This window comes from Azospira sp. I09 (assembly GCF_009177135.1).
In the GTDB taxonomy this organism is placed as follows: Bacteria; Pseudomonadota; Gammaproteobacteria; order Burkholderiales; family Rhodocyclaceae; genus Azospira; species Azospira oryzae.
The window spans coordinates 829720-852606 of sequence record NZ_AP021844.1 but is presented as its reverse complement, the minus strand read 5'-3'; the positions used below and the strand labels follow the sequence as shown (position 1 = coordinate 852606).

Genomic DNA, 22887 nt, shown 5'->3' with positions numbered 1-22887 from the left:
GGGGAGGGCGGCGTGGCCGCCGGGTTCAGGCTGTGGCGCTGGGCGTGGTTGCCGTCGCTGCCGGGGTTTCTTCCTTCGGCTTGCGCAACTGGGCGAGGAAGTCGTCCATGCCCTTCTGCACCAGCTGGTAGGTCTTGTTGATACCGGCTTCCACCTCGCCGTTGAGAACGTTGAGGCCCTTGAGGATGTCCTTGGCCTCGTTGAAACCCTTCTCAAAGCCGCTGCGGATCACGTCCACGAAGTCGGATGCCACCTGTTCCGGATCGTCGTCGGGCCGCTTGGCGGCATAGGCGGCGTAAAGACCGGTGGTGAAGGAGAGGATGCGGGCGGCGGTGGCTTCCGGCGAGTTGTCCTGGCTGGCGGCCTTCTGCAGCGCGTCGGGGCCCTCGGAAATGCCCAGCACCTCGTTGATGCGGTCGATGGCGGTGCGGAAGAGCAGGGCCTGGGAGTCGTTGCCGGCCTGGATCGAAACCTGCAGGGCGGATTCCAGAATGCCGACCTTGAACTGCTTGGTGGCCGTATCGACCTTCAACGCCCGATGCTCTTCCTGGGGATAAACACGGGAATTGCCGCTGTTGGCGCTGGCAGTCTGCTGGCTGGGCCCCTGGGGGGCGGCGATGTCGTTGGGCATGATAGTCTCCGAAATATATTGGCGGTCGCATTTCTCGCTCTATCTGCCATTACGTCATTTTTTTCAATGACTTGAACGTTTCTTTACCTTTTTTTGTAGATTCAAGCCTGGCGCGGCTCTCCGTGGGGTTGTCCGGTGCCGTTGCGGCTCGTTTCGCCGGAGTTGTCCATGTTTTCACTCGCATTCCGCCTCCTGCGCAGGGATTTCTCGGCCGGTGAATTGCGCCTGCTGGCCCTGGCTCTGGTGGTGGCGGTGGCCAGTATCAGTTCCGTCGGATTTTTCACCGACCGGGTGCGCCAGGCCCTGGAGCGGGAGTCCCGCCAGTTGCTGGGGGCGGACCTGCTGCTGACCTCCGACCATCCCCTGGCCCCGGAATTTGCCGCCGAGGCGGCGCGGCGGGGCCTGCAGATGGCCCAGACCCAGGTTTTCCCGAGCATGGTGACGGGGGAGGAGGGGGCCCAGCTGGCAGATATCAAGGCCGTCTCCAGCGACTATCCCCTGCGGGGCAAGCTGCGCCTGGCTCCTGGCCTGGGGGCGCCCGACAGCGAGATCCAGGGCGGGCCCCAGGCCGGCACGGTATGGCTGGACGAGCGTCTGGCCACCCAGTTCGGCAGCGGGCCGGAGCAGAGCCTCAACCTGGGCCAGGCCCGCTTCACCGTGGCCGGGGTGCTGACCCTGGAGCCGGACCGGGGCGTCAATTTCTTCAGCGTCGCCCCCCGCCTGATGATGAACCTGGCGGATCTGCCCGCCACCCGGCTGATCCAGCCTGGCAGCCGGGTCGCCTACCGCCTGCTGCTGGCCGGCCCGGACCGGGCGGTGGCCGACTACCGCCGCTGGGCCGAGCCCCGCCTGACCCGGGGCGAGCGGGTGGAGGACGCCAGCAATGCCCGCCCGGAAATCCGCACCGCAGTGGACCGGGCCCAGCAGTTTCTCGGCCTTTCCGCCCTGCTGGCCGTGGTGCTGGCCGCCGCCGGGGTGGCCCTGGCCATCCGCCGCTACCTGCAGCGCCATCTCGATCCCTGCGCCGTCATGCGCTGCCTGGGGGCACCCCAGGGCCAGGTGCTGGGGCTCTACCTGGGCCAGTTCCTCATTCTCGGCCTGGCCGCTTCGGCAGTGGGGCTGGCCATCGGCTTCGGCGCCCATTTCGTTCTCCACGCCTGGCTGGCCAACCTGCTGGCCGCGCCCCTGCCGGCACCCAGCCTGTGGCCCGCCCTGCAGGGGCTGGTGGCCGGGCTGGTGCTGCTCTTCGGCTTCGCCCTGCCGCCCCTCCTGCAACTGCGTAAGGTGCCCACCCTGCGGGTGCTGCGGCGGGAACTGGGGGAGCCGGACGCCTCCATCCTCGCCACCTACGGCATTGGCCTGGCGGCCCTGGCCGGCCTGCTTTTCTGGGCCGCCGGCGAGCCCAAGCTGGGGGCCTACGCCGCCGGCGGCTTCACCGCCGCCCTGGGCCTCACCGCCCTGATCGCCCGTCTGGCCCTGGCCCTGCTCAAGCCCCTGCGCCGGGTCGGGCCGGCGGTGGGCTTCGGCTGGCGCTACGGCCTGGCCGGCCTGGAGCGGCGTTCCCTGTCCAGCGTGGCCCAGATCGTCGCCCTGTCCCTGGGCCTGATGGCCCTGCTGCTGCTCACCGTTACCCGGGGCGACCTGATGCAGGCCTGGCGCCAGGCTTCGCCGCCGGACGCGCCCAACCGCTTCGTCATCAACATCCAGCCCGAGCAGCGCCAGGAAGTGGGGGAAGCCCTGGACCGCATGGGCATCCGCGCCGAACTCCTGCCCATGGTGCGGGGCCGCCTCACCGGCATCGACGGCCGCCCCGTGACCCCGGCGGACTATGAGGACGACCGGGCCAAACGCCTGGTGGAGCGGGAATTCAACCTTTCCTGGGCCGCCGACCTGCCTCCCGGCAACACGGTGACCCAAGGCCGCTGGTTCGCCCCCGGTGAGCAGGGGAAGGATGGCAAAGGCAGCGCCTCGGTGGAAAAGGGCCTGGCCGAAACCCTGGGCGTGAAGGTGGGGGACGAGCTGACCTTCACCGTGGCCGGCGAGCCGGTGCAACTCACCGTCACCAGCCTGCGCAAGCTCAACTGGGATTCCATGCGGGTCAATTTCTTCGTCCTGGCTCCGCCCGGCGTGCTGGAACCGTATCCGGCCAGCTACATCACCAGCTTCCACCTGCCTGACGATGCCGCCAACCGGGTGGGTGAGCTGGTCAAGCGCTTCCCCAACCTGACGGTGGTGGACGTGGCCGCCATCGTGCGTCAGCTGCAATCGGTGCTGGATCAGGTCTCCCGGGCCGTGCAGTTCGTCTTCCTGTTCACCCTGGCCGCCGGGATCATCGTCCTCTACGGCGCCCTGGCCGCCTCCCACGACGAGCGGCGCTACGAACTCTCGGTGCTGCGCGCCCTGGGCGCCGGCCGCCAGCAACTGCGGGGCGCCCTCCTGGCCGAATTCGCCGCCGTCGGCGCTCTGTCGGGCCTGATCGCCGCCGCTGGCAGCCAGGGCGTCGGCTGGCTCCTGGCCGCCAAGGTCTTCAATCTGGAGTATCAGTTTGCGCCGTGGGTCTTCCCGGCGGCCATCGTCGGCGCTGCTTTGGCCGTGACCCTGGCCGGCTGGCTGGCCGCCTCCCGCCTGCTGCGGGCGCCGCCGATGGAGGCGTTGCGGGCGGGGGGGTGAGGTGGTTTGGGGAGTGCGCCGGGTATGACGTATGATTGTTTGTCAGGAATGTCCGGTTTGTAGGCGGGGAGAATTATGCAAATAAGTAATAAGGAAGTGGAATGCCGCATGGTTGCTGGCTTGTGGCCTGTCCGGTATTCCAGCTTATTGGACACGTCCCCGTTTTATTGGACGTTTTTGTCCTCTACTAATGAAATGGACTCCCCCACCCGCCCAGCGGGACACTGAAGGCATTGCAGCCAAAGTGCTGTGAGCTCGTGAAGGAGGTGTGCCATGAAGGTTGCTCGCGTTGGTCTGGATATCGCCAAGACAGTTTTCCAGGTCCATGGCGTGGATATGCAGGGCAAGACAGTGCTCAAGAAGACGCTTTCCCGCGGAGAAGTTCTCGCCTTTTTTGCCAATACGCCGGCCAGCCTGATTGGCATCGAGGCCTGTGCGGGGGCCCATTACTGGGCGCGTGAATTGATCAAACAGGGCCACGATGCCCGTCTGATGGCCGCCCAGTTCGTATCTCCCTACCGCAAGAGTGGCAAGAACGACGCCAACGATGCCGAAGCAATCTGTGAAGCCGTAGGTCGGCCGAACATGCGCTTTGTACCGGTCAAGTCGGAAGAGGCCCAAGCGGTGCTCGCCGTCCATCGGGTTCGAGCCCTGACTGTCTCTGAGCGAACCGCGCTGGTCAATCAAGTGCGTGGGCTATTGGGTGAATTCGGGATTGTGATCGGACAAGGTATCGCCCAGGCACGGCGACTGCTGGGCGAGATTGGCGCCGGTGGTCGTCAACTGCCACCCCTGGCCCGGGAAACCATTGGCGACCTGCACGACCGCCTACGCACACTCGACGAAAGAATTCTGGCTTACGATCGCAAGATATCGGCCTTGGCCAAGGCTTGCGAACCGGCGCGTCGGCTGATGGCCATTGAGGGCGTGGGCCCGGTGACTGCGACCGCGCTGGTCGCCAGCGTCGGCAATGCCAGCACCTTCAAGAGTGGCCGACAGTTTGCCGCCTGGCTGGGGCTGACGCCCCGGCAAAATTCCAGCGGCGGCAAGACGAAACTCGGTTCCATCAGCAAACGGGGCGATGTCACCCTGCGCACCTTGCTGATACACGGTACCCGCTCGGTATTGCGACTGACGACAGGCAGAACGGATCGAAAGAGCGTCTGGGCAGAAGCCCTCAAAGAGCGCAGTTGTACGAACGTGGCCGCGGTTGCACTGGCTGCCAAAAATGCACGTATCATTTGGGCAATGCTATCCCGTGGTACTGAATACCAGGTGGCAAGCTAAGGCTTGCTTTGATCCACCGATTGATCAGAACGATTCCCGCCTGAAGATTGCGAGCGAAATGAGTTGATGGGACAACGGTGCAGACCGACGTGGAACCAGCCTGATAACGTGTTTGGCCGCATCCAGGCCGCTCTACTAATGAGGCTTCCACGGAGCGAATGTCATCAGGGCCGATACCGACGGGTATCAAAGTAGGCCGGATAGATTCCTGCAGGCTGTTACCAAAGAACCAACCACTTGTTTCTTACTTGCAAATCGGGGGAGTCCATAGATACTAGTTAGGCATCACGAATGCATTGCGCGCTTGACCAATCGAAGCTAAATCCAATACCCATTGGCACGCACGTTGTTCACCGATGTGAAACGTGCTCTGGTAATTTTGTGCCCGGCGATTTCTTCCGTGAAATCCGCGCCAAAGCCGCTCTCGAAATACACAACGCAAAATCCAAAGACTCCAAGGCGTCCGCAGAACAACAGAGCAAAGTCGCTTGCCCGAACGATGAAAGCCCAATGATGTCGTTTCTGTTCAAAGGCATTGAGATCGATGTTTGCTCCAAGTGCTTTGGTGTTTGGCTTGATCGCGGTGAGTATGAGAAGCTTATCGCGTATCTTGGTCTCCCTCAGAAACCAGACCTGTTAAAGACAAGTGCGCACTTGGGCACGCTATCTGCATCGAACACCGCGCAAATCTCAGACATTTCAGGCCTCGGTGATATCGTTAATTTGGTTGCCGATATTTGTAGTTTAATTCCAGATGTCTAGTGACTTACCACCTGCGATGCCTAACACTGCGGTCAAGGCCGCTCCCTTTGGTCGCTGGACGCTGCGCGATAAAGCGCCGCGCAGCGCCCCTTACCTTGAACGTTAGGCCCTTTCTCCAGTCTCCCACCCCCTCAGTGGTACAATCCCGCCCCTTGACCAGCCGGTCGGGGGCGTTTTCGCTTGCCGCCGGCCTTGCGCAGCTACCTTCGCCGTTACCTTGATTCCCCTGAAAGTTTTTCCATGAGCGCAGAACTCCAGGCCATTGCCGCGGAAGCCCAGCGGCGGCGGACCTTTGCCATCATTTCGCACCCGGATGCGGGTAAGACGACCCTGACCGAAAAGCTGCTGCTGTTCGGCGGCGCCATTCAGGCGGCCGGTACGGTGAAGGCCCGCAAGAGCGGCCGCCATGCCACCTCGGACTGGATGGAGATCGAGAAGCAGCGGGGCATTTCCGTGGCCAGCTCGGTGATGCAGTTCGACTATCGGGACTGTGTCATCAACCTGCTTGATACCCCGGGCCACCAGGACTTTTCGGAAGATACGTATCGCGTGCTTTCCGCCGTGGACTCGGCCCTCATGGTGATCGACGGGGCCAAGGGCGTGGAGCCCCAGACCATCAAGCTGCTGGACGTGTGCCGCATGCGCGACACGCCCATTCTCACCTTCATCAACAAGCTGGACCGGGAAGTGCGCGACCCCTTCGAGCTGCTGGACGAGGTGGAATCGGTGCTGAAGATCCAGTGCGCGCCGGTGACCTGGCCCATCGGCATGGGCAAGACCTTCCGTGGTGTGTATCACCTGGCCAGCGATTCCGTGGCCCTGTTCACTCCCGGCGAAGGCAAGGATGCGGAAGTGGTGAAGGGCCTGGATCATCCGTCCCTGGCCGGCTTCTCCATGGAAATCGCCAAGCTCAAGGAAGACCTGGAGCTGCTGGCTGCCGCCCACCAGTTCGAGGCCGAGCCTTTCCTCTCCGGCAAGCTGACGCCGGTGTTCTTCGGCTCCGCCATCAACAACTTCGGCGTGCGGGAAATCCTCGACGCCCTGGTGGCCAACGCGCCGCCGCCCAAGGCCCGGGAATCGGCCGAGCGGGCCGTGGCGCCGGAAGAGGGCAAGTTCTCCGGCTTCATCTTCAAGATCCAGGCCAATATGGACCCGGCTCACCGGGACCGGGTGGCCTTCCTGCGCGTTTGCTCGGGCCGTTTCGAGCGGGGCATGAAGCTGTGGCAGGTGCGTACCGGCAAGGAAATCCGGGCGACTCAAGTCGTTGCGTTCCTCTCCCAGCGCCGCGCCACCATTGACGATGCCTATCCGGGCGACATCATCGGCATGTTCAACCACGGCAGCATCGAAATCGGCGATTCCTTCACCGAGGGCGAGAACCTGCACTTCACCGGCATTCCGTACTTTGCGCCGGAAATGTTCCGCGCCGCCCGGCCCAAGAACCCTTCCAAGATCAAGCAGTTCCAGAAGGGCCTGGAGCAGTTGGGGGAGGAGGGCGCCATCCAGGTGTTCAAGCCCCTTTCCGGCTACGAAGTGGTGCTGGGGGCCGTGGGCGTGCTGCAGTTCGAGGTGGTGGCCCACCGCCTGGCCGCCGAGTACGGGGTGGAAATCCTGCTGGAGAACAAATCCCTCTTCGGCGCCCGCTGGGTGACCTGCGACAAGGCCGAGGACTTCAACCGCTTCGAGCGGGAGAACATGGGCAACCTGGCCACGGATGCCTCCGGCAGCCTGGCCTATCTGGCGCCGACCCGGGTCAATCTGGACCTGACCCAGGAGCGCTACCCCAGCGTGCAGTTCCACGCCACCCGGGAACACACGGTGACCCTGGGCAACCGGGGCTAAACGGGGGCGGGCGGAACGCCAATCCCCGCGGGGGCTTCGGGTCGGCCCGAAGCCCCGTCCTGCTTGGTTCGCCGCGGCCTGCGGCGTACAATCCCCGCTTCAAACTCCCTATTTTTCAAGGAACTCCGGATGCCCTTGCGGCGCTCCACCTATCTGCTGGCGACGCTGGTCGGGCTGCTCTGGTTGGGGCTGGTCGTATGGATTTCCATGGACGTGCTGCAATCCCGGGAGATGGCCATGGATGCGGCCCGGCGCCAGGGCGAGGCCCTCGCCCGGGTGCTGGAGAGCAGCCTGCAGGGCTCCATCCAGAAGGTGGACCTGCGCCTGCAGGAGTTCGTCCGCCGCCATCAATATGCGGTGGCGGCAGGACGCCCCCGGGAGGAACTGGAGCCGGAACTGAACCGCTCCCTCGGCATGTTCCCCGAGGCCCTCAGTTTCCGCGTCGCCGACACCCAGGGGCGCTACATTTACGATGCTTCCGGCGTCCTGGCCAGCAACGTCAATATCGCCGACCGGGATTATTTCCGCCTGCTCCAGGACCAGCCCGGTGCCGGCCTGGTGGTGTCGGGGCCGATGCAGTCCCGGGTCACCGGCGACTGGGTGCTGGTGGCGGCCCGCCGCCTGCAGGATGAAGGGGGCACCTTCCAGGGCGTGGTGCTGGCCTCCCTGCAGGTGAAGTATTTCGAATCCCTGTTCGGCACCCTCAACCTGGGCCCCCGGGACACCATTGCCCTGTGGACCCGGGACATGCGCCTGATGGCCCGCTGGCCCCACCTGGAAGCGCGCATGGGGCAGCCGGTGGCGAACAGCCCGACCCAGGACTTCCTGCAACGGGGTGAGACCAGCGGCTCCTTCATCCGCACCGGCGAGCTGGACGGCATGGACCGCCTGTTCGTCTTCCGCGCCCTGCCGGAGCACGATTTCCTCGTCACCGTCGGCTATGCCATCGACGACGTCCTCGCTTCCTGGCGGCATCGGGCCCTGATCTATGCCTGCCTCGGCCTGGTGCTGACCGTGGCCCTGGCCTTCACCGTGCTGGTCTGGCACCGCCGCTTCTCGGCGGCCACGGCCCTGGCCCAGCGCATGAGCCGGGCGGCGGAGGAGAAGAACCGGGAAAGCCTGGCCCTGCTCGACGCCATTCCCGATCCGGCCTGGCTGCTGGATACGCAAGGCACCTATCTGTCGGTGAACGAGGCCTTCTGCCGCTATGCCGGCCGCCCCATGGAAGAGGTCATCGGCCACAGGGTGGAAGACCTGTTCTCGGAGGAGGAAACCCGCCGCATGACGGAAGGCCGCCTGCGGGTGATCGAAGCCCGCAGCCCCCTGCGGGAAGAGGTGTGGCTGGACCTGCCCCGGGGCCGGGTGCCCTTCGAGTTCCTGCGGGCGCCGGTGTTCGACGCCGCCGGCCAGGTGCGGGCCCTGGCGGGTGTCGCCTGGGACATTTCCTCCCGCTACGAGGCGGAGGAGCGGCGCCGCCTCATCACCCACGTTTTCGACCACAGCATCGAGGCCATCCTGATCCTGGATGCCACGGGCCATATCGTCACCTTCAACAACGCCTTTGCCGAGCTGTCCGGCTATACGGTGGAGGAGAGCGCCGGCCAGCAGCCGGATTTCCTCGCCTCGCCCTGCAACGAACCCGACTTCCGCGCCCAGATCCGCGCCACCCTGGACCGGGGCGAGAACTGGCTGGGCGAGGCCATCGCCCGGCGCAAGGACGGCAGCGACTGCCCGGTGTGGTGCAACATCGGCGCCATCGTCAATGAGCAGGGCGCCATCGTGAACAAGGTGGCCTTCGTCACCGACCTGTCGGAAAAGAAGGCGGCCCAGGCCCAGATCGAAACCCTCTCCAACGTAGACCAGCTGACCACCCTGCCCAACCGCCAGTGGTTCTCCCGCATTCTCGGCGAGTGGCTGCAGGAGGGCTGCCAGGGCGCCCTGGTGCTGTTGGACCTGGACCAGCTGAGCCGGGTGAACGACGCCTTCGGCCACGCCGCCGGCGACGAGCTGCTGCGCCGGGTGGGCGAGCGGCTGCGCAAGGGCCTGCGGCCCCACGACATCCTGGGGCGCCTGGGGGGCGACCAGTTCGGCATCCTCATCGACGGCCGCGACGACAGCCGTTCCGTGGCCACCGTGGTGCGCCATCTGCTGGACATCCTGGCCCATCCGATCCAGATGCAGGGCAGCGACGTGGTGACCACCGCCTGCGCCGGCATCACCCTGTTCCCCCAGGACGGCAACGATGTGGCCCTGCTGCTGCGCAACGTGGATACGGCCATGCACCACGCCAAGAACAGCAACCTCAATTCCTACCACTTCTTCGCGCCGGAAATGAACCAGCGGGTGGTGGAGCGCCTGCGCCTGGAAAGCGAACTGCGCCTGGCCCTGCAGCTGGACCAGCTGGAACTGCACTACCAGCCCCAGGTGGAGATCGGCAGCGGCCAGATCAACGGCTTCGAGGCCCTGCTGCGCTGGAATCATCCGGAACTGGGCATGGTCTCGCCGGCGGACTTCATTCCCCTGGCGGAGGAAACCCGGCTGATCCTGCCCATCGGCGCCTGGGTCCTGAAGGAGGCCTGCCGGCAGAACCGCCAGTGGCAGGACCAGGGCCTGCCGCCCATGGTGGTGGCGGTCAACCTTTCCGCCCTGCAGTTCCAGGAAAACGACCTGGTGGCCATGGTTTCCGCCGCCCTCATGACCTCCGGCCTGGCACCCCGCTGGCTGGAGCTGGAAATCACCGAAAGCGTCATCATGCAGGAGCTGGAACGCATGGTGGGCATCCTGGAAGAGCTGAAGTGCCTGGGCGTGCGGCTTTCCATCGACGACTTCGGCACCGGCTATTCCAGCCTGTCCTATCTCAAGCGTTTCCCCATCGACAAGATCAAGATCGACCGCTCCTTCATCCGCGATGTGGTGAGCAGCCAGGGCGACGCGGCCATCGTGCGCATGGTCATCGCCATGGCCGGGGAACTTGAACGCAAGGTCATTGCCGAAGGCGTGGAAACCAACGAGCAGCTCGACTTCCTGCGGCTGCACCAGTGTCACGAATTCCAGGGCTTCCTCTGCAGCCGGCCGGTGCCGGCGCTCCAGGTGCCCGAGTTGCTGGCTGCCGGAGCCGAAGCAATCTGATGTTCCGGGGAGCCCTGGCGGCGCCCCGGCCCCTTTCATTTGCCGTTGCCCGCGGGCGGCGGCGGGCCTTGGCCCTCATTAGCCCCTCTCGTCGCCACCATGGAATCGCCTAAGCCTCTTACCTCCTACCGCAAATACTGGGCCCAGCGCTTCGGCACCGCCCCCTTCCTGCCCATGAGCCGGGAGGAGATGGACAAGCTGGGCTGGGATTCCTGCGACGTGATCCTGGTCACCGGCGATGCCTATATCGACCACCCCAGCTTCGGCATGGCCCTGGTCGGCCGCCTGCTGGAGGCCCAGGGCTTCCGCGTCGGCATCATCAGCCAGCCGGACTGGCATTCGGCGCAAGACTTCAAGCGCCTGGGCAAACCCAACCTGTTCTTCGGCATCACCGCCGGCAACATGGATTCCATGGTGAACCGCTACACCTCGGACCGGAAAATCCGCTCCGACGACGCCTACACCCCCAATGCCGAGCCCAACAAGCGCCCCGACCGGGCCGTCACCGTCTATGCCCAGCGGGCCAAGGAAGCCTATCCGGGGACGCCGGTGGTGCTCGGCTCCATCGAGGCCTCCCTGCGCCGCATCGCCCATTACGACTACTGGAGCGACAAGGTGCGGCGTTCCGTGCTGCCCGACTCCAAGGCCGACCTGCTGATTTTCGGCAATGCGGAACGGGCCCTGGTGGAACTGACCCACCGCCTGGCCCGGGGCGAGAAAATCGGCGACATCCGCGACCTGCGCGGCACCGCCTTCATGGTGCCCAAGGGCTGGCTGCCCGGCGAGGATTGGGGCGCGGTGGATTCCACCAGCGTGGACATTCCCGGCAAGGTGGATGCCCATCCCGATCCTTATTCAATGGGTGACAGCGGCCCCCGCAGCGCCCCGCCCTTTGCCGCCCAGGCCCAGGCGGCGGAGCAGGGCGGCGAGGTGGCGGTGCTGCCCCTCAAGTTCGTCCCTGCCGCCGAACGGGTGGCGGCGCGCAAGGAGCAGCGGGCCAAGACCGTGGTGCGCCTGCCTTCCTACGAGCAGGTGGTGGAGGACCCGGTGCTGTACGCCCACGCCTCCCGCACCTTCCACCTGGAATCCAACCCCGGCAACGCCCGGGCCCTGGTCCAGGCCCACGGCGAGCGGGATGTGTGGCTCAACCCGCCGCCCATTCCCCTGAGCACGCCGGAGATGGACCACGTCTACGGCCTGCCCTACGCCCGGGCGCCGCACCCGTCCTACGGCGATGCGAAAATCCCGGCCTGGGAGATGATCCGCTTCTCCATCAACATCATGCGCGGCTGCTTCGGCGGCTGCACCTTCTGCTCCATCACCGAGCACGAGGGGCGCATCATCCAGAGCCGTTCGGAAGATTCCATCCTGCACGAAATCGAGGAAATCCGGGACAAGACCCCGGGCTTCACCGGCACCATCTCGGACCTGGGCGGCCCCACCGCCAACATGTACCGCCTGGCCTGCAAGGACAAGAAGATCGAGTCCTCCTGCCGCCGCCTCTCCTGCGTCTTCCCCGGCATCTGCGAGAACCTGGGCACCGACCATTCCCACCTGATCAGCCTGTACCGCAAGGCCCGGGCCATTCCCGGGGTCAAAAGGGTGCTCATCGGTTCCGGCCTGCGCTACGACCTGGCGGTGCAGTCGCCGGAGTACGTCAAGGAACTGGTGACCCACCACGTCGGCGGCTACCTGAAGATCGCGCCGGAGCACACGGAGGAGGGGCCCCTCAACAAGATGATGAAGCCGGGCATCGGCACCTACGAACGCTTCAAGCAGATGTTCGAGAAGTTCTCGAAGGAGGCGGGCAAGGAGCAGTACCTGATTCCCTACTTCATCGCCGCCCACCCGGGCACCACCGACGAGGACATGCTCAACCTGGCCCTGTGGCTGAAGCACAACAACTTCCGCCTGGACCAGGTGCAGACCTTCCTGCCCACGCCCATGGCCCTGGCGACGACCATGTGGCACAGCCGCAGGAATCCGCTGAAGAAGGTGGGGCGCGGCTCGGAAGTGGTGGAGACGGCCCGGGCCGGACGCCAGCGCAAGCTGCACAAGGCTTTTCTGCGCTACCACGACCCGGAGAACTGGCCCCTGCTGCGGGAGGCCCTGAAGGAGATGGGTCGCTCCGACCTCATCGGCAACGGCAAGCGGCACCTGATTCCCATCTTCCAGCCCCCGGGCACCGGCATGAAGGCCGAGGCCATGGTGCGGCGGGACGCCCGGGAGGCGCGGGACGGCGCCGCGGGCCGGCCTCAGGGCGGCAATCGGAAGCCGGCAGCAGGCAAGGCTGGGGGCCAGACAGGACGCGGCTCTTCATGCCAGGCACGGCGTCAGGCAGAAGGGGCGGGCCCTCGCGGCACGCCCCGTCCGGGAGCCAAGCCTAGCGCTGCTCCCAGCGGACGTCGCCGCAAATAACCTGCAGTTCCCCGTTCACCTTGAAGCTGCAGGAGAGGGTGACGCACAGGCTGGCGCTGGAGATGGAGAGGTAGGGCCGGGTCACCTGGACCTTGCCGAAATTCTCCACGGCCCGGCGGAAGTAGGGTCGGCGGGCCCAGCGGGCGCCCTTGGTCTTGGCCAGGGGGGCGAAGCGGGCGTCCTGGTTGGGCGAGGCGTCGCTGCTCCACAGGTTGGTGCCGATCTGCTGGCCCTGGGCGTCGAGCAGGTAGCAGAAGGCGGCATTTTCCAGTTCCAGGAAGGAGGCGCAGGCCTCCTCCAGGGAGCGGCCGGCGGAGAGCAGCACCGAGGCGTAGCCCAGGGCGTTGAAATAGGGCGCGATGTTCTCGTGGTAGCTGCGCTTGTCCCGCAGCCAGCGGGCGTCGAAGGTCTGCCACAGGTCGTTCACCGCAAGGCCGGCGCTGGCGTCGGTGCTGACCCGGGGGGCAGGGCGGCCGAAATAGTAGCCCTGGACGAAATCCACGTCGGACTCCAGGGCGATGTAGGCCTCGTCGGCGGTTTCCACCCCCTCCATCAGCACCATGGCCCCGGCTTCGTGCAAGAGGGAGACGATCTGGGGCAGGGTGCGGCGGATCTTGGGGTCGGCGGCGGCCTGGACGATGATGGAACGGTCCAGCTTGACGATTTCGGGGCGGATGCTCCATACCCGGTCGAAGTTGGAATGGCCGGCGCCGAAGTCGTCCAGGGCGATGAGGAAGCCCAGGCTGCGGAAGAATTCCACGGCGGCCTGGAAGCGGCTGTTGTCCTGCACCGCCTCCTCCAGCACCTCGATCACCAGGCGCTGGGGCGCCAGGCCCGTGTCCCGCAGCAGGGCGCTGACCAGTTCGTCGGCCTTGAGGTTGGGGCCGTTGAGGAAGACCTCCGGCGACATGTTGATGAACAGCCAGCCGTCGGCTTCCGGCTGGGCCGCGAAATTGTGCAGGTGGGTGGCCCGGGCCAGACGGTCCAGGTGCAACAACGTGGGATAATCCCGGTTCGCCCGCCCCAGCAGGTCCAGGGGGGAGATGGGCGTCTGCCCCGGGCCGTGGCCCCGCATCAGGGCCTCGTGGCCGACGATGCGCCGGTGGGAAAGGCTGAAAATGGGCTGAAAATGGCTGGAAATGGCCACATCGCCGAAACGGCCGATGCGGCTGCCGGCAGGCTCCCCGTTTTGCGCCGGCTCCAGGGCGGCGATTATTTCGGCATATCCCGACTCGCCAATGATGGTCGGGATGCAATAACTGTTCAAAATGAAGTTCCTGGACAAAGTTCTCAATATTCTAGACCAAAAGTCATATGCAAGAGCGTACCCCCTATGAAATGCTGGGCGGCCCCCAATCCCTGCGGGAACTGGTGGACCGGTTTTATGACCTGATGGACCTGGAGCCCGAGTTCGCCGAACTGCGGGCCATGCATCCGCCCACCCTGGACGGCTCCCGGGACAAGCTGTTCATGTTCCTCTCCGGCTGGCTCGGCGGCCCCGACCTGTTCGTGCAGCAGTTCGGCCATCCGCGGCTGCGGGCCCGGCACATGCCCTTTTCCATCGGCACCGAGTCCCGGGACCAGTGGGTCAAGTGCATGGTGCGGGCCATGGAGGAGGTGGGGGTGGAGGAAGCCCTGCGCCTCAAGCTGGGCGTCAATTTCTACAACACCGCCGATTTCATGCGCAACCGGGAAGGCTAGGGGTCCCCGCCGGCAGCGCCGCCGGGGTGTCGGGGCCTCCCGGCGCCCGGTGTCTGCCCGCCGGGGCAGGCGGGACGGGCCTTCCGGCATGGCCTGGGCGGAGGGGCAGTACTGGCGCCCCTGTCCGTGATGGCCCGTAAAAAACCATATTGCGCTGCAAAAACAAGGGGCTGATTGTGCTATCATCACGGCCTTCCAAAAAAGGGTTGGCCGCTGTCGACCGCCAACGCCCCATCTTCCCCACCGAATTCTTTTTTTAGCGAATCTTCATGTCTCGTCCGATCCGTAACATCGCCATCATTGCCCACGTGGACCACGGCAAGACCACCCTCGTGGACCAGCTCCTCCGCCAATCCGGCACCTTCCGCGAAAACCAGCAGGTGGACGAGCGGGTGATGGACTCCAACGACCTGGAAAAGGAACGGGGCATCACCATTCTGGCCAAGAACACCGCCATCGAATACGAAGGCACCCACATCAACATCGTGGACACCCCGGGGCACGCCGACTTCGGCGGCGAAGTGGAACGGGTGCTGGGCATGGTGGATGGCGTGGTGCTGCTGGTGGATGCCGTCGAAGGCCCCATGCCGCAAACCCGCTTCGTCACCAAGAAGGCCCTGGGCCTGGGTCTGCGTCCCATCGTCGTGATCAACAAGGTGGACCGTCCCGGTGCCCGTCCTGACTGGGTGGTGGACCAGACCTTCGACCTGTTCGACAAGCTGGGCGCCACCGACGAGCAGCTGGACTTCCCCATCATCTACGCCTCCGGCCTCAACGGCTTCGCCAAGCTGTCCCTGGAAGAAGAGTCCAGCGACATGCGCCCCCTGTTCGAGACCGTGCTGTCCCACGTGCCCACCCCCGCCGGCGATCCCGAGGCTCCTCTGCAGCTGCAGATTGCCGCCCTTGACTACTCCACCTATACCGGCCGTCTCGGCGTCGGTCGCGTGCTCAACGGCCGCATCAAGCCCGGCCAGGCCGTGGCCGTGATGAACCACGGCGACCAGGTGGCTTCCGGCCGCATCAACCAGGTGCTGGGCTTCCAGGGCCTGGACCGGGTGCCGGTGGAACTGGCCGAGGCCGGCGACATCGTCATCATCTCCGGCATCGAGGAAATCGGTATCGGCCTGACCATCGCCGACAAGGACAACCCCGTCGGTCTGCCCATGCTGACCGTGGATGAGCCCACCCTGACCATGGACTTCATGGTGAACTCCTCCCCCCTGGCCGGCACCGAAGGCAAGTTCGTCACCAGCCGCCAGATCCGCGACCGCCTGACCAAGGAACTGCTGACCAACGTGGCCCTGCGTGTCGAAGACACCGCCGACTCCGACGTCTTCCGCGTCTCCGGCCGGGGCGAGCTGCACCTGACCATCCTGCTGGAAAACATGCGCCGCGAAGGTTTTGAAATCGCCGTGGCCAAGCCCCGCGTCGTCTTCAAGGACATCGACGGCGAGAAGTGCGAACCCTACGAAAACCTGACCATCGACCTGGAAGATTCCCACCAGGGCGCCGTCATGGAAGAACTGGGCCGTCGCCGCGGCGAGCTGACCAATATGGAATCCGACGGCCAGGGCCGCACCCGCCTGGAATACCACATTCCCGCCCGGGGTCTGATCGGCTTCCAGTCCGACTTCATGACCATGACCCGCGGCACCGGTCTGATGAGCCACATCTTCGACGACTACAAGCCCGTCAAGCCGGACCTGCCCGGCCGCCACAACGGCGTGCTGATCTCCCAGGAAAACGGCGAGGCCGTGGCCTACGCCCTGTGGAACCTGGAAGATCGGGGCCGCATGTTCGTCAGCCCCGGCGACAAGCTGTACGAAGGCATGATCATCGGCATCCACAGCCGGGAAAACGATCTGGTGGTGAACCCCATCAAGGGCAAGAAGCTGACCAACGTGCGTGCCTCCGGCACCGACGAGGCCGTGCGTCTGACCACCCCGATCAAGCTGACCCTGGAATCCGCCGTCGAATTCATCGACGACGACGAACTGGTGGAAATCACGCCCAAGTCCATCCGCATCCGCAAGCGTCACCTCTCCGAGAACGACCGCAAGCGCGCGGCCCGTTCCGACGCCTGAGCCTCATGCTGAACCGCTGCCTGCCCTGTCGCGCATTCCTTGCCCGGCACCGGCGGGCGGTGCGCTGGGCGGTCTTCGTGGCCGCCCTTTGTCTTTTCTTCTTCTGGCTCGGCACCGTCGCCAAGCCTGTCACCGCCAGCGGCTTCTGCCGCGTCTATTACTGACTTCCGTCCGGAAGTCTGATCAATTCGCCCGCACCGGCCCCTCAGGGGCAATAGCGCTGGAGAAAGGCCTCCGGCGGCAGGGGGCGGCTTTCCAGGTAGCCCTGGAAACTGTCGCAGCCCATGGTCCGCAGCAATTCCAGCTGGGTCTGCCGCTCCACGCCTTCGGCCACCACCTTGTGCCCCAGGGTGTGGGCCATGGCCAGGATGGCGCGCACGATGGCGGCCGCCTCCCCGTCCTGATCCTCGTCCAGGGGGAAGATGAAGGACTTGTCGATCTTCAGGGTGTCGATGGGCAGCAGGCGCAGGTAGGAGAGGGAGGAATAGCCGGTGCCGAAGTCGTCCAGGGCCAGGCCGACGCCGGCCTCCCGCAGGCGCCGCAGTTCCTCCAGGCAGTCGGCCTCCTGCCGCAGCAGCACGGATTCAGTCACTTCCAGTTCGATGGTGGAGGGCGGCAGGCCCTCCCGTTCCAGGCGCAGCAGCACGTGCTCGGCGATGCCGCCGCCCCAGAACTGGCGCGCCGAGAGGTTGATGGCGATGCGCGGCGGCGTGGCCCCCATGCCTTGCCGCAGTTGCCAGTGGCGGCGCCAGGCGGCGGCCCGGGCGATGGCCGTGTCCAGCACCCAGAGGCCGATGGGGACGATGAGGCCGGTTTCCTCGGCCACCGGGATGAACTGGTCCGGCGGGATCAGGCGGCCGCCGTCGTTCCAGCGCAGCAGGGCTTCGGCCCCCAGCAGGCGACCGCTGGCCAGGTCGATCTGGGGCTGGTAGTGGAGCTGCAGCTCGTCGCGCTCCAGGGCCCGGCGCAGGCCGTTCTCCAGGCTGACCCGGGACTGCAGGCGCTCGTTCATGCGGCCGGTGTAGAAGCGCACGGTGTTGCCGCCGCTGGACTTGCCCTCGTACATGGCGGTGTCGGCATTGCGCAGCAGGGTGTCGGCGTCGTCGCCGTCGTCGGGATAGAGGGCGATGCCGATGCTGGCGGTAAGGAAGAAGTCGTAGCCATCCTCCCGGTAGGGGCTGGCCAGGGTTTCCAGCAGCTTGGCGCCGATCTGGCCGGCCTGTTCCGGCAGCTGCAGGTCTTCCAGGATGACGATGAATTCGTCGCCGCCCTGGCGCACGATGGTGTCGGACTGGCGCAGGCATTCCTGCAGGCGGCGGGCCACGCTCTGTAGCAGCCGGTCGCCCTGGTTGTGGCCGAGGGAGTCGTTGATGTTCTTGAAACGGTCCAGGTCCACGAACAGCACGGCGGCCCGGCTCTGCTGGCGCTTGGCCCGGGTCAGGGCCTGGGGCAGGCGGTCCGCCAGCAGCAGCCGGTTGGGCAGGCCCGTCAGCTGGTCGTGGTGGGCCAGGTAGCGCATGCGCTCCTCGTGCAGCTTGCGCTCGGTGATGTCGGTGACGGAGCCGGCCATCAGGGTGGCAACGCCCCGGGCGTCCCGCACGGCGATGCCGCGGGAGGCGATCCAGCGGTACTCGCCGCTCTTGGCCCGCACCCGGTACTCGCAATAGAAGTGGGGGGTCAGCCCCTTGAGGTGCTCGGACACTGCCCGGTTGTAGCGGGCCGTGTCTTCCGGATGCACCAGGGTCAGCCAGGCGTGGGTATCCATCAGGAAGTTTTCGCCGTAGCCGAGAATGGCGTGGAGGCGCTGGCCGGCCGTCAGCTCCTTGCTCAGGGGGTTCCAGGTCCACATGCCGTCGTGGGCCCCTTCCATGGCCAGTTCGTAGGCCCGGGCGGCACGGCGCAGGATGACGATTTCCCGCACGCTGCAGACGGCGGCAACGCCGCAGGCGAGGAAGGTGAGCCAGGACAGCCAGGGCTGCTCCACATACACCGCCGCCAGGCCGGCGCTGATGCAGGCGGCCAGCAACAGCAGGGGCGGCCAGGAGTGCCAGCTGCGGTGCAGCCCGACGCCCTGGGGCGGGGTGCTGTCGGCGGTGCCGAGGATGAGGGGCAGGATCTGGGGCATGGACTCAGTCTGGTCTACGGTCTGGGCCGGGTTGGGCGGAGCGCCCCGCCGGCCGGAACGGTTTTCCGGCGGCGGACGGCCGCAGTATCGTCAAGGTTAGAGCGTCTGGCGCCATCTTGCCATCCCTATCTACTACTTTTGGCTTATTCTGCATCCGGACAAGGCAAGTTAAAGGAGCAACCCCATGGCCGATGAGCAGTCGCTGGTCATATTCCAGGTCGGCAGGAAAACCCTGGCCCTGCCATTGCAGGAGGTGGAACACATCCTTTCCCTCGGCGGCGAGGAGGGACGGCAGGGCATTTCCGCCGAGGGCAGCATGATCCTGTTCCAGGGCCAGGCCATTCCCTGGCGGCCGCTGTGGGACCCCCTGGGGGAACCCAGCGTGTTCCGCGAATTCGACGAGCTGGCCCAGACCCTGCCCCGGCGGCGGCAGGACCATCTGGACTGGATGGCCGCCTTGGAGCAGTCGCTGCGCCACGACATTCCTTTCACCAAGGCCCACAGTCCCCGGGAGTGCGCCTTCGGCCAGTGGTTCTACGCCTTCCGCACCGAGGACCGGCGGCTGGCCCTGCTGCTGTCCCAGTTCGAGCATCCCCACGCCCTGGTCCATGGCCTGGCCGAAGTGCTGCTCGGCCAGGTGGCGGCCGGTCGGCGGGAGGAGGCCCTGGCAGCCCTGGAGGCGGCCCGGCAGGGCGTGCTGGCGGAACTGCTGGCGCTGTTCGATACGGTCATCGCCCTGGTGCCTACTTTGAAGCGGCCCCTGGCCCTGATCCTCAATGACTCGGGCCAGCGCACCGCCCTGGGCGTGGACCGGGTGCTGGACATCCGCTCCGTCACCGCGGCCGAGGTGCATCCGGCCCGGGGCCGTCTGGGCAGCCTGGTGCCCCAGGCCTTCATCGGCGACAGCGCTTCCGGCGGCGCCCTCATTCCCCTTCTGGCGGCTTCCCAGCTGGCCAGCCTGGGCTGAAGCGGACGGCGCTGCCTAGCCGCCGGTGGCGGACATGAAGCGCACCACCTGGGGCGCATCCAGCTGGCGGGTGAAATCGTGGCCCAGGGCCTTCATGCCCAGGGTGCGCAGAATGGCCTGACGCGCCGGTTCGTCGTCTTCCGGGTGGCGGCGCAGCAGGGGCAACAGGGGGGTGGCGTCGTTCTGCCCGAGGCAGGGATAAAGCTCGCCGGTGGCGGTGACCCGTACCCGGTTGCAGGTGTCGCAGAAATTGTGGGAGTGGGGCGAGATGAAGCCGACCCGGGTCTCGCTGCCGGCAATGCGCCAGTAGCGGGCCGGGCCGCCGCTGCTCTCGTCGCTGGCCTGCAGGGGAAAGCGTTCCTGCAGGCGCAACAGGGCTTCGTCGGAGGAAAAGTAGGTGCCGCTGCGACCGTGGCCCAGGTCTCCCAGAGGCATTTCCTCGATGAAGGCGATGTCCAGCCCTTCGGCCATGCAGTAGGCCACCAGGTCCGCCAGTTCATCGTCGTTGGTACCGCGCATCATCACCGTGTTCAGCTTGATGCGTCGGAAGCCGGCAGCCTGGGCGGCGGCGATGCCCCGCAGCACCTGGTGCAGGTCGCCGATGCGGGTGATGGCGCGGAAACGCTCGGGGCGCAGGCTGTCCAGGCTGATGTTGAGGCGTTGCACGCCGGCCCGGGCCAGGGGCGCGGCAAAGCGTTCCAGCTGAGAGCCGTTGGTGGTCAGCACCAGTTCCTTCAGGCCCTCCAGGGCGGCCAGCCGCTCCAGCAGCCACAGGGCGTCCCGCCGGACCAGGGGTTCGCCGCCGGTGATGCGCAGCTTGCTGACGCCCAGGCCGACGAAAAGGCGGGACAGGCGCAGGGACTCTTCCAGGCTCATCACCTGGTGCCGGGGCAGGAAGGTCATGTCCTCGGCCATGCAGTAGGTACAGCGGAAGTCGCAGCGGTCGGTGAGGGACAGGCGCAGATAGCTGATGCGGCGCCCGTGGCCGTCCTGCAGCGGGCCGGCGCCCGGCGGCAGGGCAATGGCTGCGGCATTGTCCGGGGGGAAGGCGAGGAGGCCGGAGCGGGGCGGCAGGCTGTCGTTCTGCATGATTACTTGGCTGTCGGGGATGGCGGTTGGACCAGATCGAGCTTCATTGGTTTTATCCGGGGCGCCCATGATATGGGTCAAATCCGTTTTTCGTCGCCAAGGCCGTCGGTGGTTTTACCTCCGGGGTGTGCCATACGTCATACATGGCTTATGATGCCCTATCTCCACAGCCCGGTCCGTCTGCCATGTTCCGCTTCGCCACCAAGGAATCGCCCCGGCTCAAGCGCCTTCGCTCCATTTCCCTGTTCCAGGACCTCAGCGTCCGGGAGCTGGTGATTGTGGACCTGTTGCTGCATGAACGCCGCTATCTGGCCGGCGAGGTGGTCTTCGATGCGGGGGAGGACGGGCAGGGCATCTATTTCACCCTGGACGGCCGCATCGGCATCTTCCATCCGGGTCACAGCAATACGCCCCTGGCCGAATTGGGGGGTGGCAGCTTTTTCGGCGAACTGGCCCTGCTCGACGACAGCCCCCGCATGGCCCAGGCCCGGGCCCTGGACGACAGCACCCTGGCGGTGATGTTCCGCGGCGAGTTCGTCGGCCTGTTGCAGACCCATGCCCTCATCGCCTCCAAGATTTCCCTGCAGCTGGCCCGCCATCTGGGGCAGCGGTTGCGCAGCATCAGCCTGCCCCAGCCTCAGCCCCAGGAGGTGGTGGCGTGAGCCCTGTGGTCCGCCCCTTCCCCCGCCAGCCCCGTGCGGCGGGCCCCCTGGTGTGGGCCTGCATCCTCGGCACGACCTGCCTGCTGCTGTTCCTCTTCCAGAAAATCCTGTGGCTGGTGGTGCCCTTCATTCTGGCCCTGATCATCTATTACGCCCTCCTGCCCGCTGTCTTGCGACTGGTGCTGGCGGGCTATTCCGTCACTGCCGGTGCCTCGTTGGTTTGCTTTGGTGCCTTCCTTCTCCTGGGCGGCGCCCTGGGCCTGGCGGCGCCCTGGATTGCCGCCCATGCGGTGAGCTGGAACGAGTGGGGCGGGCGCTATCTTGCCGGCGGCGTGGGCTTCGTCCTGGGGAGTCTGTCCTCCCTGGAAAACAGTTTTGAGTTCCTGGCCCAGGCCCATCTCACGGATAGCGTGCGCAAGGGCATCTCCGATTTTTCCGCCAATTTCGTCTCCCGCAACCTGGCCGGCGCGGTGATGCTGGCGGCGGCCTGGCTGCCCTCCCTGCTGCTGGCGCCTTTCCTGGCCTTCTTTTTCCTGCGGGACGGGCGGCGTTTCAAGAAATTCATCATCCATGCCGTGCCCAATGCCTTTCTCGAGCGCACCCTGTACCTGCTGGACGAAGTGGATCGCACCGCCCGCATGTACTTCACCGGCCTGCTCAAGCTGACCCTGCTCGACACCCTGACCCTGGCCCTGGGGCTGTGGGCCCTGGGGATTTCGGCCCCCTTCCTGCTGGGGCTGGTGACCGCCGTCCTGGCCTGGGTTCCCTATGTGGGCTCCATCCTCGGCTGCGCGGTGGTGGTGCTGGTGGCAGCCACGGATTTTCCCGGCAATCCGGGTATGGCCTACGGTGCCATCGGCCTCTTCATCCTGGTGCGCCTGCTCGACGATTTCTTCTTCATGCCCATGACGGTGGGGCGCAGTCTGCACCTGCATCCGCTGCTGACGGTGATCATGATTTTCGTCGGCGGTGCCGTGGCGGGCATCTCCGGCCTCATGCTGGTGTTGCCCCTGCTCGGCGTGGTGATGGTTCTGGGGGAAACCGTGGGGCAGGTGGTGAACGATCCCCGCCTGCAGGCCCGCCATGCCCATGCCCGCCGCCTGCGGCACGCGGCGGTGACCGGGGACCTGCTGTGATATTGGCCCCTTGGCGGGCGCCGTCGCTTGCGCGTAGAGTGGGGGTGCGGCCTGTCCGGGCCAGCCGGGAAGGCGGTGTCGCTGCGGTAAACGGAAACGGCCCGCACGAATGCGGGCCGCTTGAATTTGGCTCCCCGACCTGGGCTCGAACCAGGGACCTACGGATTAACAGTCCGGCGCTCTACCGACTGAGCTATCGAGGAACTACTACAACTAACCTTGCTGCAAAACAGCCCTGCGGCTGCCTTCTGAATTCTTGGCTCCCCGACCTGGGCTCGAACCAGGGACCTACGGATTAACAGTCCGGCGCTCTACCAACTGAGCTATCGGGGAACAGAAGAGGCGCGAATTATAGTTTTCAAAATTAACGTCGTCAATCGGATC

Annotated in this window: 16 protein-coding genes and 2 tRNA genes; 12 read left to right on the top strand and 6 right to left on the bottom strand. The window is 65.9% G+C overall.

Going from position 1 to position 22887, the window contains the following annotated elements; genetic code table 11:
- Window positions 1–25: 25 nt before the first annotated feature.
- Window positions 26–631 (bottom strand): DUF5610 domain-containing protein, encoded by a 606-nt coding sequence (locus AZSP09_RS03935; RefSeq protein ID WP_152089234.1) that lies wholly within the window; start codon window positions 629–631, stop codon window positions 26–28.
- 168 nt (window positions 632–799) lie between these two features.
- On the opposite strand from AZSP09_RS03935, the gene AZSP09_RS03930 reads away from it, so the two are divergent.
- The 6 genes from AZSP09_RS03930 to AZSP09_RS03905 all read left to right on the top strand — a co-directional run bounded on the left by AZSP09_RS03930 (window position 800) and on the right by AZSP09_RS03905 (window position 12739).
- Complete coding sequence (locus AZSP09_RS03930; RefSeq protein WP_152089233.1) at window positions 800–3301, top strand: ABC transporter permease; 2502 nt, start codon at window positions 800–802, stop codon at window positions 3299–3301.
- 273 nt (window positions 3302–3574) lie between these two features.
- Window positions 3575–4588, top strand: coding sequence for an IS110 family transposase (locus AZSP09_RS03925; protein WP_152089232.1), 1014 nt, complete (start codon window positions 3575–3577; stop codon window positions 4586–4588).
- 381 nt (window positions 4589–4969) lie between these two features.
- Window positions 4970–5350 carry a TFIIB-type zinc ribbon-containing protein gene (locus AZSP09_RS03920; protein WP_172974691.1) on the top strand — a complete coding sequence of 127 codons (381 nt, stop codon included), beginning with the start codon at window positions 4970–4972 and terminating at the stop codon, window positions 5348–5350.
- Window positions 5351–5590: 240 nt separating this feature from the next.
- Window positions 5591–7192, top strand: a complete 1602-nt coding sequence (locus AZSP09_RS03915) for a peptide chain release factor 3 (protein WP_152089230.1) — start codon at window positions 5591–5593, stop codon at window positions 7190–7192.
- Between the two features lie 129 nt (window positions 7193–7321).
- On the top strand, window positions 7322–10321 hold the full coding sequence (locus AZSP09_RS03910; RefSeq protein ID WP_152089229.1) for a bifunctional diguanylate cyclase/phosphodiesterase: 3000 nt from the start codon (window positions 7322–7324) through the stop codon (window positions 10319–10321).
- Between the two features lie 174 nt (window positions 10322–10495).
- On the top strand, window positions 10496–12739 hold the full coding sequence (locus AZSP09_RS03905; protein ID WP_232058876.1) for a YgiQ family radical SAM protein: 2244 nt from the start codon (window positions 10496–10498) through the stop codon (window positions 12737–12739).
- On the opposite strand, the gene AZSP09_RS03900 is transcribed toward AZSP09_RS03905, so the two are convergent.
- Window positions 12705–14006 carry a sensor domain-containing phosphodiesterase gene (locus tag AZSP09_RS03900; RefSeq protein WP_014237475.1) on the bottom strand — a complete coding sequence of 434 codons (1302 nt, stop codon included), beginning with the start codon at window positions 14004–14006 and terminating at the stop codon, window positions 12705–12707. The genes AZSP09_RS03905 and AZSP09_RS03900 overlap by 35 nt on opposite strands.
- Before the next feature lie 47 nt (window positions 14007–14053).
- Between AZSP09_RS03900 and AZSP09_RS03895 the strand changes: the two genes are divergently transcribed.
- The 3 genes from AZSP09_RS03895 to AZSP09_RS19890 all read left to right on the top strand — a co-directional run bounded on the left by AZSP09_RS03895 (window position 14054) and on the right by AZSP09_RS19890 (window position 16688).
- Complete coding sequence (locus AZSP09_RS03895; RefSeq protein ID WP_014237476.1) at window positions 14054–14440, top strand: group II truncated hemoglobin; 387 nt, start codon at window positions 14054–14056, stop codon at window positions 14438–14440.
- A 269-nt stretch (window positions 14441–14709) separates the two neighbouring features.
- Window positions 14710–16524 carry a translational GTPase TypA gene (gene typA / locus AZSP09_RS03890; RefSeq protein WP_014237477.1) on the top strand — a complete coding sequence of 605 codons (1815 nt, stop codon included), beginning with the start codon at window positions 14710–14712 and terminating at the stop codon, window positions 16522–16524.
- A gap of 5 nt (window positions 16525–16529) precedes the next feature.
- Window positions 16530–16688, top strand: a complete 159-nt coding sequence (locus AZSP09_RS19890; RefSeq protein WP_014237478.1) for a hypothetical protein — start codon at window positions 16530–16532, stop codon at window positions 16686–16688.
- Between the two features lie 41 nt (window positions 16689–16729).
- On the opposite strand, the gene AZSP09_RS03885 is transcribed toward AZSP09_RS19890, so the two are convergent.
- Window positions 16730–18649, bottom strand: coding sequence for a putative bifunctional diguanylate cyclase/phosphodiesterase (locus tag AZSP09_RS03885; protein WP_130458469.1), 1920 nt, complete (start codon window positions 18647–18649; stop codon window positions 16730–16732).
- Between the two features lie 184 nt (window positions 18650–18833).
- Here AZSP09_RS03885 and AZSP09_RS03880 point away from each other — a divergent pair, with 184 nt between their 5' ends.
- Window positions 18834–19616: a CZB domain-containing protein gene (locus AZSP09_RS03880; RefSeq protein WP_152089227.1), complete on the top strand. Its 783-nt coding sequence runs from the start codon at window positions 18834–18836 to the stop codon at window positions 19614–19616.
- Between the two features lie 15 nt (window positions 19617–19631).
- Here AZSP09_RS03880 and moaA read toward each other — a convergent pair whose 3' ends face one another.
- The gene (moaA, locus tag AZSP09_RS03875; protein WP_197739049.1) at window positions 19632–20705 is read right to left on the bottom strand and encodes a GTP 3',8-cyclase MoaA; all 1074 of its coding nucleotides are present in this window, start codon (window positions 20703–20705) and stop codon (window positions 19632–19634) included.
- Between the two features lie 185 nt (window positions 20706–20890).
- On the opposite strand from moaA, the gene AZSP09_RS03870 reads away from it, so the two are divergent.
- Window positions 20891–21367, top strand: a complete 477-nt coding sequence (locus tag AZSP09_RS03870; RefSeq protein ID WP_130458471.1) for a cyclic nucleotide-binding domain-containing protein — start codon at window positions 20891–20893, stop codon at window positions 21365–21367.
- Window positions 21364–22503, top strand: a complete 1140-nt coding sequence (locus AZSP09_RS03865) for an AI-2E family transporter (protein ID WP_130458472.1) — start codon at window positions 21364–21366, stop codon at window positions 22501–22503. Before AZSP09_RS03870 ends, AZSP09_RS03865 begins: the two co-directional genes overlap by 4 nt.
- 127 nt (window positions 22504–22630) lie before the next feature.
- Here AZSP09_RS03865 and AZSP09_RS03860 read toward each other — a convergent pair.
- Together AZSP09_RS03860 and AZSP09_RS03855 are read right to left on the bottom strand one after the other, a co-directional pair.
- A tRNA-Asn gene (locus AZSP09_RS03860) sits at window positions 22631–22706 on the bottom strand.
- Window positions 22707–22760: 54 nt separating this feature from the next.
- A tRNA-Asn gene (locus AZSP09_RS03855) sits at window positions 22761–22836 on the bottom strand.
- Window positions 22837–22887: the final 51 nt, after the last annotated feature.

What these genes read in the sequence shown, in the direction of transcription:
- AZSP09_RS03935 (WP_152089234.1), bottom strand. Translation starts at nt 631, where the DNA reads ATGCCCAACGACATCGCCGCCCCCCAGGGGCCCAGCCAGCAGACTGCC.
- AZSP09_RS03930 (WP_152089233.1), top strand. Translation starts at nt 800, where the DNA reads ATGTTTTCACTCGCATTCCGCCTCCTGCGCAGGGATTTCTCGGCCGGT.
- AZSP09_RS03925 (WP_152089232.1), top strand. Translation starts at nt 3,575, where the DNA reads ATGAAGGTTGCTCGCGTTGGTCTGGATATCGCCAAGACAGTTTTCCAG.
- AZSP09_RS03915 (WP_152089230.1), top strand. Translation starts at nt 5,591, where the DNA reads ATGAGCGCAGAACTCCAGGCCATTGCCGCGGAAGCCCAGCGGCGGCGG.
- AZSP09_RS03910 (WP_152089229.1), top strand. Translation starts at nt 7,322, where the DNA reads ATGCCCTTGCGGCGCTCCACCTATCTGCTGGCGACGCTGGTCGGGCTG.
- AZSP09_RS03905 (WP_232058876.1), top strand. Translation starts at nt 10,496, where the DNA reads ATGAGCCGGGAGGAGATGGACAAGCTGGGCTGGGATTCCTGCGACGTG.
- AZSP09_RS03895 (WP_014237476.1), top strand. Translation starts at nt 14,054, where the DNA reads ATGCAAGAGCGTACCCCCTATGAAATGCTGGGCGGCCCCCAATCCCTG.
- typA (WP_014237477.1), top strand. Translation starts at nt 14,710, where the DNA reads ATGTCTCGTCCGATCCGTAACATCGCCATCATTGCCCACGTGGACCAC.
- AZSP09_RS19890 (WP_014237478.1), top strand. Translation starts at nt 16,530, where the DNA reads ATGCTGAACCGCTGCCTGCCCTGTCGCGCATTCCTTGCCCGGCACCGG.
- AZSP09_RS03885 (WP_130458469.1), bottom strand. Translation starts at nt 18,649, where the DNA reads ATGCCCCAGATCCTGCCCCTCATCCTCGGCACCGCCGACAGCACCCCG.
- AZSP09_RS03880 (WP_152089227.1), top strand. Translation starts at nt 18,834, where the DNA reads ATGGCCGATGAGCAGTCGCTGGTCATATTCCAGGTCGGCAGGAAAACC.
- moaA (WP_197739049.1), bottom strand. Translation starts at nt 20,705, where the DNA reads ATGCAGAACGACAGCCTGCCGCCCCGCTCCGGCCTCCTCGCCTTCCCC.
- AZSP09_RS03870 (WP_130458471.1), top strand. Translation starts at nt 20,891, where the DNA reads ATGTTCCGCTTCGCCACCAAGGAATCGCCCCGGCTCAAGCGCCTTCGC.